We start from the raw sequence: 18,851 nt of genomic DNA, 5'->3' as shown, positions 1-18,851 counted from the left end.
GAAAATCTGTATTTCCTCTTTTACAAAGACTATCATTCTTTTTTAGAAGATATAGTCCACACCTACGCCGAACACGTTGTTGTCGCGGGTGTAGTCGCTCTTGTAGGTGACCGTCTGTGTCGACGACAGAGCCACGTCCTCAGTAGTCTTCTTATGCTGATAGAACGAGTGGAAATAAGCCACGTTCAAGTCCATGCGCTTAGTGAGATGGAAGCGGGCACCACAAGCCACACTGTTGGAGCTGACCACGAAACTCTTGTCGTTCATATATGCCTCGCTCAGTCCGTAGTTGGTGTTCTGCCAACCGGCCGACACAGTGATGCGCTTGCTGGCGTCGAACTCGGCACCGGCTGTCCACTCCATGGTTCCACGCTTCAGTTTCTCCTCACGATGGTTGTAGGCAGAGGCCTGCTTGTCGTAGAAATAGTGGAAGCCAACATTCACACGCAAGGGATCCACAGGGTTGTAGCCCACACCCACAGAGAGCAGGGCTGGAATATCTGCCGGCACCTTCACACCGTCGGCATACTCACCGGTAGCCTCCGTCAGCTTACTGTCGAACTGCTGTTTGATCATGCCCATGGCTCCAACGACTCTCGGATCGCTGAGCTTGGTCTTGGCATACTCCAGACCATAGGCCATGGCCTCGGTCTGAGTCATGCCCTGCTTCATAGCCTGCGCGGCAACACCCTGTGCCACTGCCGTACCGAGATTGTCCTGAAGGTTACCGATGGACGGTGCCTGATTGACACTCTGGTTCTTCAGTCGCATACGTGTCTTGAACTCATACTTTGCTGCGAAGTTCCAACGGCCGAGACGATAGTCCACACTGATGATCGGGGTGAAACCGAGACCCTTCTGATCACAGTTCAGCTCGATGTCGCCGGAATTGGTCTTCGTCGGGTCGAGAACCTTATAGAGCGGCATGTTGCCCACCTGAATATTGCGTACATAGCCATAATAGCTGCCCGTGGCGTAGACGGCACGCACACCGGCAAAGACACTCATATTGGGGCGCAGCTTGTAGGCGGCACCTACGGAGAAACCATAATAATAGGAATTGCCACGCATGTAGCTGTTGAAGTTGTACTTGCCGTCAGAGCCAAACATCTGAGGAGATGTGAACATCTGCTGTCCCAAAGCCTGATCCACGGCACCGGCCAGACCGACAGCACCCAAAGCCGTCTCGCTGACAATCTTCTCAAACGAGCCCAGACCATCGTCGAAGGTGCACTTGCCGCCACCACCGATCAATCCTCCATTGAACTGGAAAGAGAAGTCGTGCCAGTTGTAAGCATATTGTACGGAAGGAAGAACCGGCGCAAAGGCCTTGCCCCGAAACTTGCGGTGTGTGCTGTTGTCAGCAGTGTTGTTGCCAAACAACGGATAATCGTTCTCTATGGTACGGCTTTGAATAGCCGTCTGCCAATTGAACGAGAAATGATGTCCCGGTGAAAGAAAAGCCACACCGGCTGGGTTGTAATACGCACCATCAATACCTATGGCAGCCTCACGGCTCATCATTCGGTTATAAGCAATGTTTTGATTGGTGTTGGTCAAGATGCCGCCGGCGAAAGCCAACTGGGAGATTGCGGCAAAAGCGGCCGCAAGAATCATTTTAGACTTCATTATCCTAAAAGTTGTTTTGAATTGTGGTGCAAAGGTAGTAATATTGTTCGATAGTTCTACAAATGTTGTTGATATTTCAGCTTGTATTGCGTTTCTTTAACAATACGCACCATATCACGACAACAATACCATATTATATAAAGGACTAACAAATGGCAATAAAGATCCCCCCAGCGGTCATCAATGATCGTTGGAAAAAGATTTTAACAAGAGCAAGTTAATCGAATATTTTACTTCTCTTCCTTGAGTTTGGGATATTGGATGCGTGTGTGATAAATAGCCTTCAGACGGTCGATGAGCACTTGCTTGGCAATGGCGATATCGTAGAACGTGATACGGCACTCCTTGAAGAATCCGGCGGCCACCTGTCCATCCACCATCTTGTTGACGAGTTCACTGATGTTCTCTTCCGTATACTCCTTGAGCGAGTGCGAGGCCGCCTCGCAGGCGTCTGCCATCATCAGAATAGCCTGCTCGCGGGTATAGGGATTCGGTCCGGGATAGGTGAAAGCCTCCTTGTCGACAATCTCGTCGGGATGCTCGTTTTGGTACTTGATATAGAAATACTTCGTCAGTCCACGGCCGTGGTGCGTCAGGATGAAGTCACGTATAAACACCGGCAGATTGGCTTCCTCGGCGAGTTTCACGCCGTTTGTGACATGTCCGATGATAATCTTGGCACTCTCTTTCTCCGTGAGGTTGTCGTGTGGGTTGATACCTCCTTGCTGATTTTCAGTGAAGAACGCGGGATTGGCCATCTTTCCAATATCGTGATAGAGAGCACCGGTACGTACGAGCGTGCTGTTGGCTCCGATCTTATTGGCTATCTCGGAAGCGAGATTACCGACGATGATGGAATGCTGGAAGGTGCCGGGAGCCACCTCACTGAGCATACGCAGCAGTCCGCGGTTGGTGTTGCTGAGCTCGATGAGCGTGATGGTAGAGGTGAAGCCGAAGAGCTTTTCCACGAGATACATCAGCGGGTATGCCAACAAGAGCAGTACGCCATTGATGAAGAAGTGGTAATACATGCGCGTGTCGGGCTCAAAGACAGCCCCGCTCTGCATGAGCTGCAAGGCAAAGTGGATGAGGCAGGTAGCAACAAAGACCATCACGGCGGTCTTGAACACCTGAGCACGCGAGGTCATCTCGCGCAGTGAATAGATGGCCACCAATCCAGCCACCGTCTGGATGACGATGAACTCGTATTGCATCCTCAGCACGGCAGCACAGATGAGCACCATCGTCACATGGGTAATGAACGCCGTGCGGGAGTCCATAAACACACGCGCAAAAATAGGCACAAAGGCAAACGGCAGCACATAGACACTGAAACTGAAATAGCTGTGTACCATCATCAACGACACAAATATGGGGAAGATGGTGATCAGCAGATAGAGCATGGCTATGCTGCGGGGCTTCTCGAAATAGTCCTTGCGGAACATGGCCAAATAGATCGTGAAGAGCAACACGAGGGTGAACACATAGATCGTGCCCCCGGCCAAGTGCTGCGTGAGCTGGCTCTTCGAGGCATTCCGACGCTGTAGCTCACGCTGGAACGAATTGAGTACCCGATAGTTGTACTCATTGACCATATCTCCCACGCCGATGACTTTCTGTCCGGCCATCATCATGCCACTGGCAGGTGAGATGCTGCTCAGCAGATCGTTGCGCGCTGTCTGTGAGTGGGCACGGTCGTAGATGAGGTTAGGCTCAATATAGTTGTTGAGGTTCAACCGCTGCAAAGCCGGGCGTTCCTTGCTCAGTTCCTCATCGCTGAGCAGCTGCTCGTAGGCTGACTTGGTGGAATAGATGCATCCCGTCTGCACGCTTTCGGCATTCTTGCCGAAAATGACCCGGATGAGCCGCGTCGTGTCGCCATGCAGGGCGTTGTAGTCGGGCGTGCTCATGATGCCCGCCTGATAGAGACGGTGGAGACGGTCGACGATGATACGTTCAAAGTTGGCGGGCAGATCTGGCATGCCCTTGGCAAAGTCGGAACGGAACTTGCCAACCGCCTGGCTCTCTACCTGGTCGTCGTAGTCGAAATAAGGCTGGAACATGCTCAGCAGGGAGTCACGTTCCTGTTGCAAAGCCTCATCCGTCTTATAGATAGGGAAATCGTATTTTGCGATGATCGTGCCATAATGCCATGGCTCCCCAATCTCATATTGGAACTGCTGGGCTTCATTGCGGGGCATGAACCACACGATCAGCACGGTGGTTGCCAACACCAGCAACAACCTCAGACCGACGTTGCGCCAACGATGCTCCTCGTTGCGGTGAAACTGTTCTATGATGCTCATAAGCTCGTAATAATCTGATGTGCAAACGTAATATTCCTATTCACACTGCGAAAATACTAAAAAAATACGTCAAACCCGAAAAAAAGTATTACTTTTGCAAAAAATAATATTTCATAGGCATGTCTGAAAGAAAAGTAAGGGTGCGTTTCGCACCCAGTCCAACCGGACCTTTACACATCGGCGGCGTGCGCACCGCTCTTTATAACTATCTTTTTGCCCGTCAGCATGGCGGCGAGCTGGTATTCCGCATTGAGGACACGGATTCACACCGTTTTGTTCCCGGTGCCGAGGAATACATCCTGAAAGCGTTCAGATGGCTCGGAATCAAGTTTGACGAAGGCGTCAGCTTCGGTGGAAGCCACGGTCCCTACCGTCAGAGCGAGCGCCGCGACATCTACAAGAAATACGTCGACCAACTGCTTGAGGCCGGCAAGGCTTACTATGCCTTCGACACACCCGAAGAGCTGGAGGCAAAGCGCGCCGAGGTGAAGAACTTCCAATACGACGCTACCACACGCATGCAGATGCGCAACTCGCTGACTCTGCCCGAAGAGCAATGGCGAAAGCTCATCGACGACGGTGTGCAGTATACCGTACGCTTCAAGGTGGAGCCGGGCCAGGAGATCCATGTCAACGACATGATCCGCGGCGACGTGTGTGTCAAGAGCGACATCCTCGACGACAAGGTGCTCTACAAGAGTGCCGACGAGCTGCCTACCTATCATTTGGCCAACATCGTCGATGACCACCTGATGGAGATCACCCACGTCATCCGTGGTGAGGAATGGTTGCCGAGCGCACCGCTCCATGTGCTGCTCTATAAGGCTTTTGGCTGGGAGGACACAATGCCCCGCTTCGCCCATCTGCCCCTGTTGCTGAAGCCGGAGGGCAAAGGCAAGCTCAGCAAGCGCGACGGCGACCGTCTCGGCTTCCCCGTCTTCCCGCTGGAATGGCACGATCCCAAGACGGGAGAGGTCAGCTCGGGCTATCGTGAAAGCGGTTACTTCCCCGAAGCTGTGGTCAATTTCTTAGCTCTGCTGGGATGGAACCCGGGAACAGACCAGGAGATCTTCTCTCTCGACGAGCTTGTAAAGGCTTTCGACATCACGAAATGCTCAAAGAGCGGTGCCAAATTCGACTATCAGAAAGGTATTTGGTTCAACCATGAGTATATCCTGCGCAAGAGCGACGATGAGATCGCGCGTCTCTTTGCGCCGATCGTTGCCAACAATGGCGTGGATGAGAGTTTTGAACGGATCAGACTCGTCGTGCACATGATGAAGGACCGTGTGAGCTTCGTCAAGGAACTGTGGCCTCTGTGCTCATTCTTCTTCATCGCTCCGACGGAATACGACGAGAAGACAGTACGCAAACGCTGGAAAGAATTCTCTGCCCAGCAGATGAGTGAGCTCATCGACGTTCTTGAGGGCATCGACGACTTCTCGGTCGAAGGCCAGGAGCCCGTCGTAGAGAAATGGATTGCAGACAAAGGTTACAAGATGGGCGACGTGATGAACGCTTTCCGTCTGGCTCTCGTAGGTATCGGCAAAGGTCCCGGCATGTTCGACATCTCGGCATTCCTCGGCAAAGAGGAGACCATCAAGCGGCTGCGGAAAGCCATTGCCACGCTTTCACCCGAATACCAGAAATAAGTTAGCGTCCCAGACGAACGCGTCAAACCACCATTTATGTATCAGTTTGCTATTTATGTCTACCTCTTGGGAGTGGTCATCGCCAGTCTCTTCAACAAAAAGGTGAGAAAGATGTGGCGGGGGGAGAACCAAGCCCTCGACATCCTCCGCAAGCAGGTAGATCCCAATGCCAAATACATTTGGGTTCATGCCGCCTCTCTTGGAGAGTTCGAGCAGGGACGCCCGCTGATGGAGCGCATCCGCAAGGAGCATCCCGAGTACAAGATCCTGCTCACCTTCTTCTCGCCTTCAGGCTACGAGGTGCGCAAAAACTATCAAGGAGCCGACATCATTTGCTATCTCCCGCTTGACACGATCCGCAACGCACGGCGCTTTCTGCGCACGGTGAGACCGGTGATGGCGTTCTTCATCAAGTATGAGTTCTGGTATAACTATCTCCACATACTCCGCCACCGCGGCGTGCCGACCTACAGTGTGTCGAGCATCTTCCGCCCCGACCAGATCTTCTTCCGCTGGTATGGCCGCAACTATGCCAACGTGCTGAAATGCTTCACCCGCTTCTTTGTCCAAAACGAGGAGAGTAAGCGTCTGCTCGCCAACATCGGCATCACCGACGTGGAGGTGGTGGGCGACACCCGCTTCGACCGCGTGCTGGAGATCAAGGAGGCTGCCAAGGAGTTGCCCATCGTGGAGGCGTTTGTTCATGGCGTGCCTTCGCTGGAATGGCAGAAAGAGGATGACACTTCAGGGCAGTTGCCGATGGTCTTCGTCGCCGGCTCGTCATGGCCACCCGACGAGGACATCTTTATCCCATACTTCAATCAGCACAAAGACTGGAAGATGATCATCGCGCCACACGTCATCGGTGAGGATCATCTCAAGCAGATCATCTCCAAGACAGAAGGCAAGGTCGTGCGATACACCGAGGCGACACTGGAGAATGTCGCCAATGCCAACGTGCTGATCATCGACTGCTTCGGATTGCTCAGCAGCATCTACCGCTATGGTTCCGTGGCCTATGTGGGCGGCGGCTTCGGTGTCGGCATCCACAACACGCTGGAAGCCGGCGTGTGGGGAGTGCCCGTCATCTTCGGTCCCAACAACAAGCATTTCGCCGAGGCGCAGGGACTGCTGCAATGCGGAGGAGGACTGGAGATCCACAACGATGGAGACTTCTGCCGAATCATGCAAGTGTTTACCGAGCATCCCGAGGACATCGCACGCGCCGGAAACAGCTCGGCAAGCTATGTCAACAATCAATGCGGAGCGACTGACAAGATCCTGGATTCCGTAAGAAAGGAATGCTGACCCTCAAAAAAGGGCATGTCGTCCTTTAGGTTGAAAAGGCATTCGCAAAAGGAAGCCAGCCCCTGTCCTCTTTCGTAAGTAATAAAAGAGACGCCATACAACAAAAAAGCCCACTCGATTGAGCGGGCTTTTTTGTTGTTATATCTCCGAAGGTCATTTTGCCTTCTTTCTTCTATGATAAGACCTTATAACAGAGCTATCACTTGATCACCCTGCTATATCCTTCCTTGCGTGGCTTTCCGGGATGCGGTGCCGCTGAGGGATAGCCAAGAGCCAGCGAACCGACACCGACGAGTCCGTCGGGCAGTCCCCACGCTTTCATCAATGCTTTCACATCGTCGCGCTCTGACATTTTGTCCACACGATTGATCCAGCACGATCCCAATCCGATGGAATGGGCGGCGAGCATCATCGTGCCCAACACCAGACTGCCATCCTTGACATTGTTATCATTGTCTCTGGAAGCAAAGACATAGACCTGCGTGGGCGCACCATAGAAGGGGTCGCTCGTCGTGCCCATGATCTCGGCATTGGCCTTTGACAGTGTGGCACGTTGCTCTGGATTCTGCACGGCCACAATCCAAGGATCCTGACTGCCATGCCCCGTTGGAGCCCAAGTACCGGCCTCCAACACAGTGTTCAGCTCCTCATCCTTGACCTGCTCAGCCTTGAACCGACGGATGCTCCTTCTCTCCTTGATAGCTTGCAATACTTCGTTCATATCTGTATCTGTTTACTTTTTACATTGGACATCCATACTCATGGTCATCGCTGGCATACTGACCTAACACACGGCCCAGACGCACGAGCCCCTGCTTGAGTGTCTCGCGCGGACAAGCCAAGTTGAGCCGCAGATAGCCCTCACCGGCTTTCTTGCCGTAGAGCGTGCCGCTGCTGACAAAGACACGGCCATCGTGCAACAACTGCTGGGTAGCCTCGTCGGACGAGAGCTCATAGCACATGATGTCGAGCCATGCCAGATAAGTGCCTTCCATGCGGATGACCTGTACCTGAGGCAGTTCATCCAGCACAAAACGCTTGAGATACTGATAGTTGTCCCACACATACTGGTTCATCTCGTCGATCCAGTCGCCGCACTCGTTGTAGGCAGCCTGAAGGGCAATGACACCAAAGGGATTGACGTCACATACCTCATATATATTAATGACACGGTCGATGCGCCGCCGCCACTCGTCGTTCTTGCAGATGACATTGGCGATCTGCAAACCCGCGATGTTGAAGTTCTTCGAAGGCGAGTTGAGCGTCACGCTGTTATCCTGGTCCACCAGAGCAAAGGGTGTGAAGTGATAGCCCGGCATGATGATCTCGCAATGGATCTCGTCACTGATGACCCTGACGTGATGCTTGCGGCAGATGTCAGCCATGCGCTGCAGCTCTTCTTTGGTCCATACGCGGCCACAAGGGTTATGAGGATTGCAGAGCAGGAACACCGTCGTCTTCTCGTCGGCACATTTGCGCTCAAAGTCTTCGAAATTGATACGATAGGTGTCGCCTTCCCGCACAAGCTCATTCTCAAGCACCTCACAGCCCTGGTTGCGGATGGAAGAGAAGAAGCAGTTGTAGGCCGGTGTCTGCAACAGCACTTTCTCGCCCGGCAGCGTAAACGCCTTGATGGCACAGCTCACGGCCGGCACCACACCGGAAGTGTAGAGAATCCAGTCTTTCTCGATGTGCCAGTTGTGGCGACGGCCAAACCAGTTGATGACTGCCTCGTAATAGCTGTCGGGCACAAGTGTGTAACCAAACACAGGATGCTCCATGCGTTTGCGCAGGGCTTCTTGTATCGGCGGTGCCACGGCAAAGTCCATGTCAGCCACCCACAACGGAATGACATCGTCCTGCTTCACCAAGTCCCACTTATAGCTGTTGGTGCCACGGCGCGGCACTACCTTGTCGAAATCGTATTTCATACTGTGTTATTTGTTCTCTCTTTTGCAGATTTCACACTCGTGTCCTTTCGCAAACTCGTTGTAGGTCACGCTGCCGATATCGTCAGCAACGATGCGTCCGGAGATGGGATTCTTCACATTGGTGATCGCGCCCTTGATGTCGGCATCGATATTGGAGCAGTCCTCAAAGGCACGGTCGCAGGCCTTGTCGAAGGTGCAGTCCACCAAGGTGACATGATCCATATAGCACAGCGGTTGCTCGCCACTGATATGGCACCGCACCAACTTGATGTTCTTGCTGTGCCAGGCCAGGTACTCGCCGTCGAGCTCCGAGTCGTAGACCGTGACATTGTTGCACTCCCAGAAGCTATCCTTCGTGGTGATCTTGGCATTGTGCACCTCCACGTTCTCGCAATACTGGAAGACGTACTTAGCGTCGGAAGTCAGACCGTCGACATAGACATTCTTGCAGAACATGAAAGGATAGGTGCCCTGATGCAGGGTGACGTTCTTGACCTTCAGCCCGTCCACGCGCCAGAATGTCTCGTCGGCATCGTTGATGGTGACATTCTCCAGTTCCAGGTTGTGCATCTCGCGGAAGAACTTCGGGCCGTCGATGACGCAGTCCTTCATCGTCATGTCGTTGCTGTACCAGATGGCAGAGCGGCTCTCTGGCGCGAAGTAGCAACTGGTGATGAGACTGCGGTCGACATGCCACCAGGGATACTTGCCATAGAACTTGCTGTCGTGACACTCCAGATCGTGGCAGCACTTGATGCCCGACTCACCGTCGGTGATGGTTATATTCTCCAGTACAGTGTCGTGAGCACCGAACAACGGACGCTCACCACCGAAACTCAAATCGTGTATTCTATCCATAAACTTCTAAATCTCAGGGGTTGTTTGCGTATATGTGTTATCGCTTACAAAGTTACAAAGATTATGCCAAACACAAGCACACAACCGCAAGGAACCATAGGCAAAAAACAAATAAGGTTAGGAAATAAGGAATAAGGGGCAGAAGCATTCGTGTTGTTTCGTGGTGAGACAATACTGCTTTCATGGTACAAGCACGTTGTTATGATGTCCCCTTCATGGCGTTATGATGTCCCCGTCATGGTGGTTTCAATGTTGTAATCCTATAGAAAAAGATCATTTCCTACGCAGAGAAAGCTCTTTTCCTACGTAGGAAATGAGCTTTTCCAAGCTTGAAAATTAAAAAAGTGTTGTGTACTGATTTTGGTTGACAGTTTCGTTTGTTATTCCTAACTTAGTTTACACTTCATTTTTCTTGCTCAGACAAGACCACAAAGATTCTTTTGTACGCGATTACCGAAAAAGCGGACGATTACCCAGTGGCCAATTATCATAGAATTGCTATTTTTGCAGTAAGCCAACAAAACAACGAAATGGCAGACTTCATCATTGACAAATGAGGAATGCACTTGGAAAGCAGTATGCACATCAACTCAGCCGATGATAATGTCAACCCGGCGGTTGCAAGATAACAAAAACAAAACCATTATGAAAAGATTCGCATTTAAGATGTACCTGAAACCCGGTTGTGAAAAAGAGTACGCCAAACGTCATGCCGCCATCTGGCCGGAACTGAAACAGATGATCAAGGAAGCCGGTGTGAGCAACTACAGCATCTTCTGGGACAAGGAGACCAACTTTCTCTTCGCTTACCAGGAATGCAGCAAGGACACCAACAGTCAGGACACCACCGACGTAGATCCCATCACACAGAAATGGTGGGACATGATGGCCGACATCATGGAGGTCAACCCAGACAACTCTCCCGTCACCATTCCTATAGAAGAGCTGTTCCACATGGACTGAGCAGTTTTGCCGCTCCTGTCTTGACAAGCAATTTACTCCCAACAGACAAAAAGGAACTCAACACAGGGCCATGTATAGAGAGCAACACGACAGTTTTGAGTTCACAATCATTCCACATCAGAGAAAGTGGAATTACAAGGCTATAAAAAAGGCGACAGCAGTTTTGCTATCGCCTCTTATGGTTTTATCGTATGATCGATAATCTGGGAACAGGCTGGCCTCTCTTAGAAATAATAAGCCAGACTGACCTGCCAGCTGTTGTTGCGGCTTTTGGACTTGCTGACAACCTGGTCCGACACTGTCGAAACAGCAGAGGACCACGACACATCGGCAGTCTTGCCACAAGCAATGTTGTAGTTGGCTGACAACTGCAGATGGGAGGCAAGCATCAGACCGGCACCAAGGTTGACGCTGAAATTGGACTTGCGGAACTCATAGTTAGACGCTTTGGACCAACTGAAGTTCTTGTCGCCAACATTGATGCCCCACTGCGGACCGCCAAAGAAGTAGAGACTGGCCAGGTCGCCCAGACCAAAACCATAGCGGAGGTTGACGGGGATGGCGATCTGCTGCTGCTTGATCGTCTTGTCCTCTTCACCCGCATTCTCCACCTTGGCAGAGCGCTGGTCATAAAGCGCGCTGGCATCTACTCCCAAACCAACGATAGGCAGGGTGAACTTCACGGTAGGACCAAAGAAGAAACCTGCACGGTTGGAAGCATCCAAGACGTCGCTTGACAAAGACATGTTGGTGACATTCAAGCCACCCTTCACACCAAAATCGATTTTTGCCTGAGCCGATGTAGCGGTGAGCAACATGCCGGCAGCAAGCACGAACATTGTTATTACTTTTTTCATCTTTATAGTGCTATAATGTTATCCAATGATTTAATGACGCTGACGACGAACTGTCACACGAGCCTGACCGCCAGGTGTGGCAGAACTGGAGGGAAGCGGCTTTGTACGAACGGAAGAGCGACGGCTACGAGGCTTTGTGCTCTTAACTTTGATCTTTCCTTTCCCTGAGAGTTTGGCAATGCTGTCCAGCGAATCGCGCTTGGCCGGATCACCCCAGATATGCGTTTCAAAAGCCTCTATCTCTTTGTCGATGCGCAACTGCTCCTTGGTAAGTTTCACCGAGTCGCCACCGGCAATCTGCGCCAGGGTCTTGCCAAGCATGTTGGTAGTCTTATAGATCTTGCCACGATAGCTGTTGGTGGCAAAATAATCCTCAAGGCTCATCGTGGCCGCATTGTTGAGGTTGCTCGTCATGATCGTCTGCTTGGCCAAATAGGGGGCAAGGTCGTCATAACGTATCCAAAACAGCGGGTATTTGGTAGCGCCATCGCCGAAGTCGTCCTCACGGTACATCACCGGACAGAGTGCCAGGACCTTGGTATGGAAAGTGGCTGTGTTCTGGTCGTAATAGGAGCTCTCCTTAATATAATAGCTTTTGACCTGAGCCGAGGGAATGTCGCTGTCGTCGATATGCACACCACGGTCTGTACGCTCATAGAAGATGTGGTAGTCGTCGAGAAACTTCAACGGCTGGATACGCACACTTTCGTCGAAGCGCTCGTTGCCCGTATTGACATCGTAAGCGTAGGCGGCAATACCGCCATGACGCGGACCTGCCATGACGAGTTTAAAGATATAGGTGAAGAGATTCATCTGCGTGCCTAAAGGCTCCGTGGGATAATAGAGACCCGAGTTGGCCTCGTCCTCCAACTTGATCTCGCGGTAGACATCACGGCGCCATACCACGTCCTCGTTCATCTTCTGCTCGGTGGGAAAGGAAATCTGCGCCCGCACCGTCATGTTGTTGGCATTGGACTTCTGTGCCGTGGCTGCTTGTTGCTCAGCGCGGCGCGCCTTAGGCTGTGCTGCCATCCCCTGCGAAAAGAGGACAACGAGCATCAGGAAGAATATCTTTTTCATCAACTCTTTCATTGGATCTATCTGTCTTTGTATACTGTCTGAAATATGTTTATCTCACCTTCACCTCCATGGCACCGGGCAGACTGCGCGTGATGCCGTCAGGACCGACGGCCTTGATCTCCGTGATATAAAAGCGGCGGCCATGTGACAGATGACGGAACTGCTCGCGCATGCGGTCGCTGAACGAGGCTCCGGAAGTGGTCATCTGCACGGCATTGCCCATGTTGTCATAGAACACAGTAGAGAAGCTTACCACCCGGAACTGTATGTCCAGGATGCCATCATCAATGGCGGCATTGAGCTGATGGGCACCCATCAGGCTGCCCTTCATCAGCCAACCACCTTTAAAACGGTCTGTGCCAACAGAGAGATAGGCCGTTGGATCGGGCAACTTGCGAACATGAAACGTGAAGGGAGGGAAGGAACGCACCTGCTTGCCGTCGCGCGCAGAGACATGGAAGGTGACATCATGCCCCACAGCTGACGGCACGGCGACATAGCGGCCTGGCCCAACCATTGACAGGCTGCCACCCGTCATGCTCAAAGAAACGGCATTTTGAGGTACGCCCGGTACACTGACGCTCATCGGATTTTTATAGCCTGCATAGAGCACATTCATCAAGTCGGCAGCAATCGTAGCGCCTCCCGGCACGGGAATGACCGTGTACTTTTGCAGGAAGTTACGCCGCAGCACGTCGCCCTTGGTGTTGTGCATGAGAATGTAACCGCTGAACTGATGCTCGCCGACACCTCCTGCTGTGAAGCTGTATTGTCCGTTGCGCGTATTCACCCGGGAACCGTTGACATAGATCTCGGGCTGCTGGGTCGTGTCGACCGCCGCCATGACTATGTTGGCAGAGAAGCGCTCACCGGGATAGAGCGTGGTCTTCTCCGGCACTACGAAAGCACTGAGCTTGTTGACACGGATATCCTTCATGTCGATATTTGACACAAGTGTATGGAGTACCTCGCCTTCGGCATAGCGCACATCGTTCTGTAATTTGGAGAGTAGCGTCACAGCGGCTGCCACCGGCATGTTCTCAAACATGTATTCCTGCCAGTTCTTGCCAAGGGTGTTGGGCTTGCGCGGCACTTTGGTGGAAAGGTTGCTGGATATGATTTTGCGCTGACGCGGATCGGTGACATATTGCAGAATGTTCTCGCGATAGGCATTGATGGCTTGAAAGAGCTTTTTGCCCTTGCCGGTGATAGGAGCCAACATCACCTCGCCTGCGGCATCGATATTGTCGTCGTTCTTGATATTGTGGACGTTGCCGTCAGCTCCATCGGCTTTGCGCACGATTTCTTCCTTGAGCTGCTGCGCGAAGTTATAGAGCGAGTCACTCATGTTTTTCACATGAGTGGCTTTCTCAAACCATTCGCGAACCTTTTCGGGATTGGCTTCCATCTGATGGCGGAAGTCGCCATAGATGGCTTCGTTCTCCGAAGAGGCGTTGGCAGTAGTGCGGTTGAGACTCTCCTCGACAACGGAAAAGCCGTTGAGCACCTCGGTAGAGATGTTCAAGGCAAGCATGGCCAACAAGACGATATACATCAAGTTGATCATCTTCTGACGGGGAGAAACCGGTCTTTTCTTGATTGCCATAGTTTATTGTTGTTCTTGCTGCAAAGGAGCGGCGGCCTTCATATTCACTGTCATAGCCTGGATCATGCGAGCATAGATTTGATTGAGCTGCTCGATCTGCTGTGCCATCTTGCGTGTCTGATCATTGATCTGGTCGATAGTGCCAATCTGCTGGCTGGCACCTTTGAGCTGCATCTCATAGACTTTGCTGATGCCTGTCAGCGTGCGGTTGAGGTTCTCCATCTCCTCACTGTCGCGCGTCAGCCGCTCGCTTTGCTCATTGACTTTCTTCAGCGTCTCAACCAGTGCCTTAAGCTCCTCGACATAGTTGCCCTGAGCTTCATTCAAAGCCTTAGCTTCTTCCTCACTCATCTGCGGCACAAAGTGTGGCTGCGGCTGAGAAGACAAAGGCTGGACCGGCACTTCCTGGGGCTTTGATTTCGTTGTGGGAGCCTGGGATTGTGCCTCTGTCTGTGGCTGGGGTTCCACCTGCGCTCTGACTGTCGCCTGAGGTTGTATCATTGACTGAGATGAGGCAGTATACAAAGGAGATGACTGTGGAGGGACAGAGACGGCAGATTGACTTTGGGCAGCCTTTGGGGTTTGGACGGGGGCATCAGCCTCCGCAACAGCTGACTTCTGTTCCTCTTTGGTATAAGAGAACTGTCCACTGGCAAGATACTCCTCGGTCATGTGCGTAGGGATGTCGCGGCCGTCGGCTGTCTTGTCGAAAGGACGGTCGAAAGCTGAGATAAAGAACACAAAGACCTCTGTACCCATACCGACAAACAACATGATGTTGGCTCCCGGTAAATGCGTAAGCTTGAAAAGGGCACCTAAAATGACAATGGAAGCTCCCCAACTATAAGTATAGTTAAGGAAGGTCTGACCATCTACGGTGTCCATCCATTTCTGAAGGCGGTACACCAAATTGTATTTGCTATGTTTTGTCATAATGCTTATCTTTTCTGTTTACCTGTCACGGAGTTGGCCAACGATCTGACACAACGGAAACCTATATACGAGCGCGGCTGGTTTTCATATTCCCACGAGCGCCATGCCGAACGGATGAAGCTCTCGGGATCTTTCCATGAACCGCCACGTACACTCTTCTTCTTCAACTTATATGGATCTTCCTTTGCGGCATTATAGCGCAACTGTGGATTGAGATCATTCATTGCGTCCACGCCAGCCTCGGTGTAGACGGTACTGGTCCATTCGGCAACGTTGCCTGCCATGTCGTAAAGTCCATTGGAATTGGCGGAATAACTGCCCACCTTGGCTGTGATCAGATTGCCGTCCTTGGTGTAGTTTCCACGGTCGGGTTTGAAATTGGCATAGAAGCATCCGTTGCCATTCACCACATCCTGGTTTTCCCATGGGAATTCGTTCTGGTCCTTGCCACGCGCCGCATACTCCCATTCGGCCTCGGTCGGCAGACGGTAACGCTGAACATAGCGTGCCTCGGGGCCTAAGCCTTTGAGCAGGTAATCGGTACGCCAGGCACAGAAGGCATTGGCCTGCTCCCAGGTCACACCGACTACTGGATAATCGTTGTAGGCCGGATTGGAGAAATAATTGCGAAGGTAGACCTCGTTGTCTGAGTTCTGGAAATCATTCACCCAACAGGTCGTGTCGGGATAGATATTCACGATGTAGGTATTCAGGAAGTCCCAAGGTCCGGACAGCGGACGGTTGATCGTCTGCCGCACGATATTTCCGTCATCGTCAACATAGGCTGTATCCTTACTGATCATGACCTCCTCGTTCGGATCCACAGTGACGTCAGTGTTGAGATTACGGTCTGCCGGATTCAGTCGGTTGCGGCGCAAAGCGGCAGTAACGTAGTCGTAGACTTCATACTTGTAGTTCATCTGCTTCCAGTCGAGCAGTTTCTCACCCGTCACGGGATTGGTGACATAAAGGCTCTCTATAGCCCGCTGCTCGTCTTCGTTGGGCTTACGCGGCAAACGCTTGTTCCAGTTGAGATGCGGTGTCACGGGATCACCGTTCTTGTCCTCTGTGATCATATAGGACTCGTCACCGCCATAAGAGGGATCAGCCAGACGGGTACGCAGAATACTGTCACGTACCCAATAAAGGAACTGCTTATACTGTGAATTGGTGATTTCGGTCTGATCCATCCAAAAACCATCCACAGAGATATCCTTGGTAGGCGTGGACTTGCCCCAAAGACTGTCCTGCTTGCTCAGTCCCATCTTCAGGAAGCCACGGTTGACACGCACCATACCATAAGGCGTAGGCTCGTTCATGACCTTACCGCCAACACCGACAACTTCACCACCGCGACCGGACGATGAAGCTGACTTGGCACTGAAGCATCCTGTCAAGAACAGGGAGCAGGTCAGGACACTTGCTAATATAAAGATATATCTTCTCATATTCATCTTGATTTCATATTTTCGGATGACTGCGACATCAGAGGATCCTCACGCTCTTATGGAGGTTGCGTCCCTTCTTCGTCAGGTTGAGATCATGCTGATAGCCTATAAACAGTTCATGGCTGCCATTGCCTATGCTGATCGATGACGTATAGACCTCATAGCTGTAACCCACTACGATGCCGTGGAAGGAGCCACCAAGCAGCACCGTCACAGAATTCGTAGGACTGTAGCCAACACCGCCATAGAGCACTCTGCCATTGTTTTGATAAAACAACCGACCAGTGACATCTGCACGATATGCCGTACCGTCCGTACGGGCGAGCATAGAAGTCCGCAATGATAAAAACGGAGATCGGAATTGAATATTGTATCCGCCGGTTAAATAATAGGTACGGTCGATCTGCAATTCCTGACGGTCACCCATCGTGATTAAAGGGGCTGTTGCGTGCTGCACAGAAAGGCCGGTATACCAGTTGTGATGTTGATAATACAATCCAGCAGACAGGTCTATGCCATTTCCCGATGCTGTAGCAAAAGCCGGATCATTGGCATCCTCCACATCCAATTTGGAGGCATCGAAACTTTCATTTAAAAAAGATAATTGAGCACCGATCCCTAACTGCCCGCCAAAGAGTTGAGTACGTAAAGCATACTGTAAGCCCAACTTCTGATGAGTGAAAAGTCCAAGCTTATCATTTTGAAACTGGACACCAACGCCATGATAGGTCTTCAACGCATAGAAAGGCATGTCAGCTGAGAGATAGGCTGTCTGGGGATTATGCTCAAAACCTGCAAGATCCAGTGCATAGGCTGCAACGACGTTGACCTTGCTCTGCTTACCAATGGCTGCAGGATTGAAGGAAGCCTCCATATCAAAATAATGACTGAAAGATGGGTCATACTGAGCCCTGGAGATACAGACGCATCCCCACAGCATAACAAATAGGATATATAACTTCTTTCTCACAAAAAAATAACGCGTCAAAACACTCTTTATTGTTTTCTTTGACCTATCATAAAAAAGCCGTCCCAAAAAGGAACGGCTTCAAAAAGCGAGGCATAAGTCTTTTTGCCCGTTAGTATTCATCCTCATTCCACAAAAAGTCATCTTTTGTTGGGTAATCAGGCCATAAATCTTCTATACTGTCGTAGACATCTCCTTCATCCTCAATCTCTTGAAGATTCTGAATCACTTCATCTGGAGCGCCAGAACGTACAGCATAGTCAATTAACTCATCCTTTGTGGCTGGCCATGGAGCATCCTCCAACTTGGAAGCCAAATCTAGTGTCCAATACATAGTCTTAAGCGTTAGTTATTTATTTTGTGGCGCAAAAATAAGCAAATTATTCGAAAAACCAAATTATTCACTAACTTTTTTAGCCACATGCCCTTATTATAATAGTTTTTTATACAAAGAGAGAGCTTATTAACGACTCTTTAATAGTAAACCTTATAAATATGACGGTGCAACTTTGAATTAAAAAAGAAAATTCCCATATCGTATAAATCAAAAATTACTGTAGCTCCTGCAACATCAAACATACTCATGATATCTGTATATGAAAGAGAACCAGAACGAAAATCTTGAAGAATAACAACTGAGTCATCAGATATATGCTGCAATGTCTCTTCAATAGCGGCATCAGAGGATAACAAAGCAATCTCTACAGTACACGGCAACGTAGACACGCAACTTGCATGATGACAACCGGCCAGAACATAAGCTTTGTACCTTTGTAAGAGATCTACGCTACCGAAGTACCACTGATGCGATCCAAAATAATTGGATAAGCGAAACATCAGATGTCCTATCTTTCTATCTTCTTCACCTTTAGACAATGATTTGAGATCATCGTAAGCATAATAGGGCCATCGCTCAGTTATCACATCACGAAGAAATCTATAAGCAAAAGGCGACTGCACACCAAAGCCCCTCGTACGAGGGATGCGTAAAAGTTTTACCACGAACTTATGTAGTGAAGAAAACATTGTAAGCATAAGAAATAATCATTGCATAGTATTAAGATAACGAAGAGAACTGCCAAATATTATATATCAAAAAGAGCCCTTGAAGACATTGCTGTCTTTATGTAAACGTACAAAAAAATAGCCCTTGAAAACATTTCTGTCTTCAAGGGCTCTTGTATTAAAAGAGGGCGGCCTCCTACTCTCCCGCATTGCATTGCAGTACCATCGGCGCAAGTGGGCTTAACTTCTCTGTTCGGAATGGGAAGAGGTGGGACCCCACCGCAATAGCCACCCAAAATGGGGTTGAC

The 18,851-nt window shown here is 50.8% G+C and carries 16 protein-coding genes and 1 rRNA gene; 3 read left to right on the top strand and 14 right to left on the bottom strand.

Going from position 1 to position 18,851, the window contains the following annotated elements:
• Positions 1–42: 42 nt before the first annotated feature.
• Positions 43–1,629 carry an OmpP1/FadL family transporter gene (locus FYJ73_RS10135; RefSeq protein ID WP_154534605.1) on the bottom strand — a complete coding sequence of 529 codons (1,587 nt, stop codon included), beginning with the start codon at positions 1,627–1,629 and terminating at the stop codon, positions 43–45.
• A 230-nt stretch (positions 1,630–1,859) separates the two neighbouring features.
• Entirely contained in the window at positions 1,860–3,935 is a 2,076-nt protein-coding gene (locus FYJ73_RS10130) for an HD family phosphohydrolase (RefSeq protein WP_154534604.1), read from the bottom strand.
• Positions 3,936–4,054: 119 nt separating this feature from the next.
• Between FYJ73_RS10130 and gltX the strand changes: the two genes are divergently transcribed.
• Together gltX and FYJ73_RS10120 are read left to right on the top strand one after the other, a co-directional pair.
• A complete protein-coding gene (gltX, locus tag FYJ73_RS10125) occupies positions 4,055–5,587 on the top strand; it encodes a glutamate--tRNA ligase (RefSeq protein WP_154534603.1) in 1,533 nt (510 codons plus the stop codon).
• Between the two features lie 36 nt (positions 5,588–5,623).
• Positions 5,624–6,895, top strand: a complete 1,272-nt coding sequence (locus FYJ73_RS10120) for a 3-deoxy-D-manno-octulosonic acid transferase (protein WP_154534602.1) — start codon at positions 5,624–5,626, stop codon at positions 6,893–6,895.
• A 199-nt stretch (positions 6,896–7,094) separates the two neighbouring features.
• Here FYJ73_RS10120 and FYJ73_RS10115 read toward each other — a convergent pair whose 3' ends face one another.
• From FYJ73_RS10115 to FYJ73_RS10105, 3 genes are read right to left on the bottom strand one after another with little or no spacing between them, the layout of a single operon-like run.
• Positions 7,095–7,616, bottom strand: coding sequence for a nitroreductase family protein (locus tag FYJ73_RS10115; protein ID WP_154534601.1), 522 nt, complete (start codon positions 7,614–7,616; stop codon positions 7,095–7,097).
• A 19-nt stretch (positions 7,617–7,635) separates the two neighbouring features.
• On the bottom strand, positions 7,636–8,826 hold the full coding sequence (locus FYJ73_RS10110; protein ID WP_154534600.1) for a MalY/PatB family protein: 1,191 nt from the start codon (positions 8,824–8,826) through the stop codon (positions 7,636–7,638).
• 6 nt (positions 8,827–8,832) lie between these two features.
• A complete protein-coding gene (locus FYJ73_RS10105; protein ID WP_154534599.1) occupies positions 8,833–9,684 on the bottom strand; it encodes a DUF3737 family protein in 852 nt (283 codons plus the stop codon).
• 645 nt (positions 9,685–10,329) lie between these two features.
• On the opposite strand from FYJ73_RS10105, the gene rhaM reads away from it, so the two are divergent.
• A complete protein-coding gene (rhaM, locus tag FYJ73_RS10100) occupies positions 10,330–10,647 on the top strand; it encodes an L-rhamnose mutarotase (protein ID WP_154534598.1) in 318 nt (105 codons plus the stop codon).
• A gap of 224 nt (positions 10,648–10,871) precedes the next feature.
• Here the strand turns inward: rhaM and FYJ73_RS10095 are convergent, their stop codons facing one another.
• The 9 genes from FYJ73_RS10095 to rrf form a co-directional block, all read right to left on the bottom strand.
• Positions 10,872–11,504: a porin family protein gene (locus FYJ73_RS10095; protein ID WP_154534597.1), complete on the bottom strand. Its 633-nt coding sequence runs from the start codon at positions 11,502–11,504 to the stop codon at positions 10,872–10,874.
• Positions 11,505–11,534: 30 nt separating this feature from the next.
• Positions 11,535–12,584, bottom strand: a complete 1,050-nt coding sequence (gene porN / locus FYJ73_RS10090) for a type IX secretion system ring subunit PorN/GldN (RefSeq protein WP_154534596.1) — start codon at positions 12,582–12,584, stop codon at positions 11,535–11,537.
• A 49-nt stretch (positions 12,585–12,633) separates the two neighbouring features.
• Positions 12,634–14,190 (bottom strand): type IX secretion system motor protein PorM/GldM, encoded by a 1,557-nt coding sequence (gene porM, locus FYJ73_RS10085; RefSeq protein ID WP_154534595.1) that lies wholly within the window; start codon positions 14,188–14,190, stop codon positions 12,634–12,636.
• 3 nt (positions 14,191–14,193) lie between these two features.
• Positions 14,194–15,123: a type IX secretion system motor protein PorL/GldL gene (porL, locus tag FYJ73_RS10080; RefSeq protein ID WP_154534594.1), complete on the bottom strand. Its 930-nt coding sequence runs from the start codon at positions 15,121–15,123 to the stop codon at positions 14,194–14,196.
• A gap of 5 nt (positions 15,124–15,128) precedes the next feature.
• Positions 15,129–16,571, bottom strand: a complete 1,443-nt coding sequence (gene porK / locus FYJ73_RS10075; protein WP_154534593.1) for a T9SS ring complex lipoprotein PorK/GldK — start codon at positions 16,569–16,571, stop codon at positions 15,129–15,131.
• Positions 16,572–16,608: 37 nt separating this feature from the next.
• Positions 16,609–17,541: a PorP/SprF family type IX secretion system membrane protein gene (locus tag FYJ73_RS10070; protein WP_336509598.1), complete on the bottom strand. Its 933-nt coding sequence runs from the start codon at positions 17,539–17,541 to the stop codon at positions 16,609–16,611.
• 109 nt (positions 17,542–17,650) lie between these two features.
• Positions 17,651–17,872 (bottom strand): DUF2795 domain-containing protein, encoded by a 222-nt coding sequence (locus FYJ73_RS10065; RefSeq protein ID WP_154534591.1) that lies wholly within the window; start codon positions 17,870–17,872, stop codon positions 17,651–17,653.
• A gap of 140 nt (positions 17,873–18,012) precedes the next feature.
• Positions 18,013–18,573 (bottom strand): hypothetical protein, encoded by a 561-nt coding sequence (locus FYJ73_RS10060; protein WP_154534590.1) that lies wholly within the window; start codon positions 18,571–18,573, stop codon positions 18,013–18,015.
• A 153-nt stretch (positions 18,574–18,726) separates the two neighbouring features.
• Positions 18,727–18,839, bottom strand: a 5S ribosomal RNA gene (rrf, locus tag FYJ73_RS10055).
• Between the last annotated feature and the right edge of the window lie 12 nt (positions 18,840–18,851).

This window comes from Hallella mizrahii (genome assembly GCF_009695775.1).
GTDB lineage: Bacteria > Bacteroidota > Bacteroidia > Bacteroidales > Bacteroidaceae > Prevotella > Prevotella mizrahii.
Note: the sequence above shows the minus strand (reverse complement) of the source record. Positions and strands in the feature narration are given on the sequence as shown.

Coding starts and splice junctions, on each gene's coding strand:
- FYJ73_RS10065 (WP_154534591.1), bottom strand. CDS start 17,872: ATGTATTGGACACTAGATTTGGCTTCCAAGTTGGAGGATGCTCCATGG.
- FYJ73_RS10110 (WP_154534600.1), bottom strand. CDS start 8,826: ATGAAATACGATTTCGACAAGGTAGTGCCGCGCCGTGGCACCAACAGC.
- FYJ73_RS10135 (WP_154534605.1), bottom strand. CDS start 1,629: ATGAAGTCTAAAATGATTCTTGCGGCCGCTTTTGCCGCAATCTCCCAG.
- FYJ73_RS10105 (WP_154534599.1), bottom strand. CDS start 9,684: ATGGATAGAATACACGATTTGAGTTTCGGTGGTGAGCGTCCGTTGTTC.
- FYJ73_RS10095 (WP_154534597.1), bottom strand. CDS start 11,504: ATGAAAAAAGTAATAACAATGTTCGTGCTTGCTGCCGGCATGTTGCTC.
- FYJ73_RS10115 (WP_154534601.1), bottom strand. CDS start 7,616: ATGAACGAAGTATTGCAAGCTATCAAGGAGAGAAGGAGCATCCGTCGG.
- gltX (WP_154534603.1), top strand. CDS start 4,055: ATGTCTGAAAGAAAAGTAAGGGTGCGTTTCGCACCCAGTCCAACCGGA.
- porN (WP_154534596.1), bottom strand. CDS start 12,584: ATGAAAAAGATATTCTTCCTGATGCTCGTTGTCCTCTTTTCGCAGGGG.
- FYJ73_RS10130 (WP_154534604.1), bottom strand. CDS start 3,935: ATGAGCATCATAGAACAGTTTCACCGCAACGAGGAGCATCGTTGGCGC.
- rhaM (WP_154534598.1), top strand. CDS start 10,330: ATGAAAAGATTCGCATTTAAGATGTACCTGAAACCCGGTTGTGAAAAA.
- porM (WP_154534595.1), bottom strand. CDS start 14,190: ATGGCAATCAAGAAAAGACCGGTTTCTCCCCGTCAGAAGATGATCAAC.
- porL (WP_154534594.1), bottom strand. CDS start 15,123: ATGACAAAACATAGCAAATACAATTTGGTGTACCGCCTTCAGAAATGG.
- porK (WP_154534593.1), bottom strand. CDS start 16,571: ATGAGAAGATATATCTTTATATTAGCAAGTGTCCTGACCTGCTCCCTG.
- FYJ73_RS10060 (WP_154534590.1), bottom strand. CDS start 18,573: ATGCTTACAATGTTTTCTTCACTACATAAGTTCGTGGTAAAACTTTTA.
- FYJ73_RS10120 (WP_154534602.1), top strand. CDS start 5,624: ATGTATCAGTTTGCTATTTATGTCTACCTCTTGGGAGTGGTCATCGCC.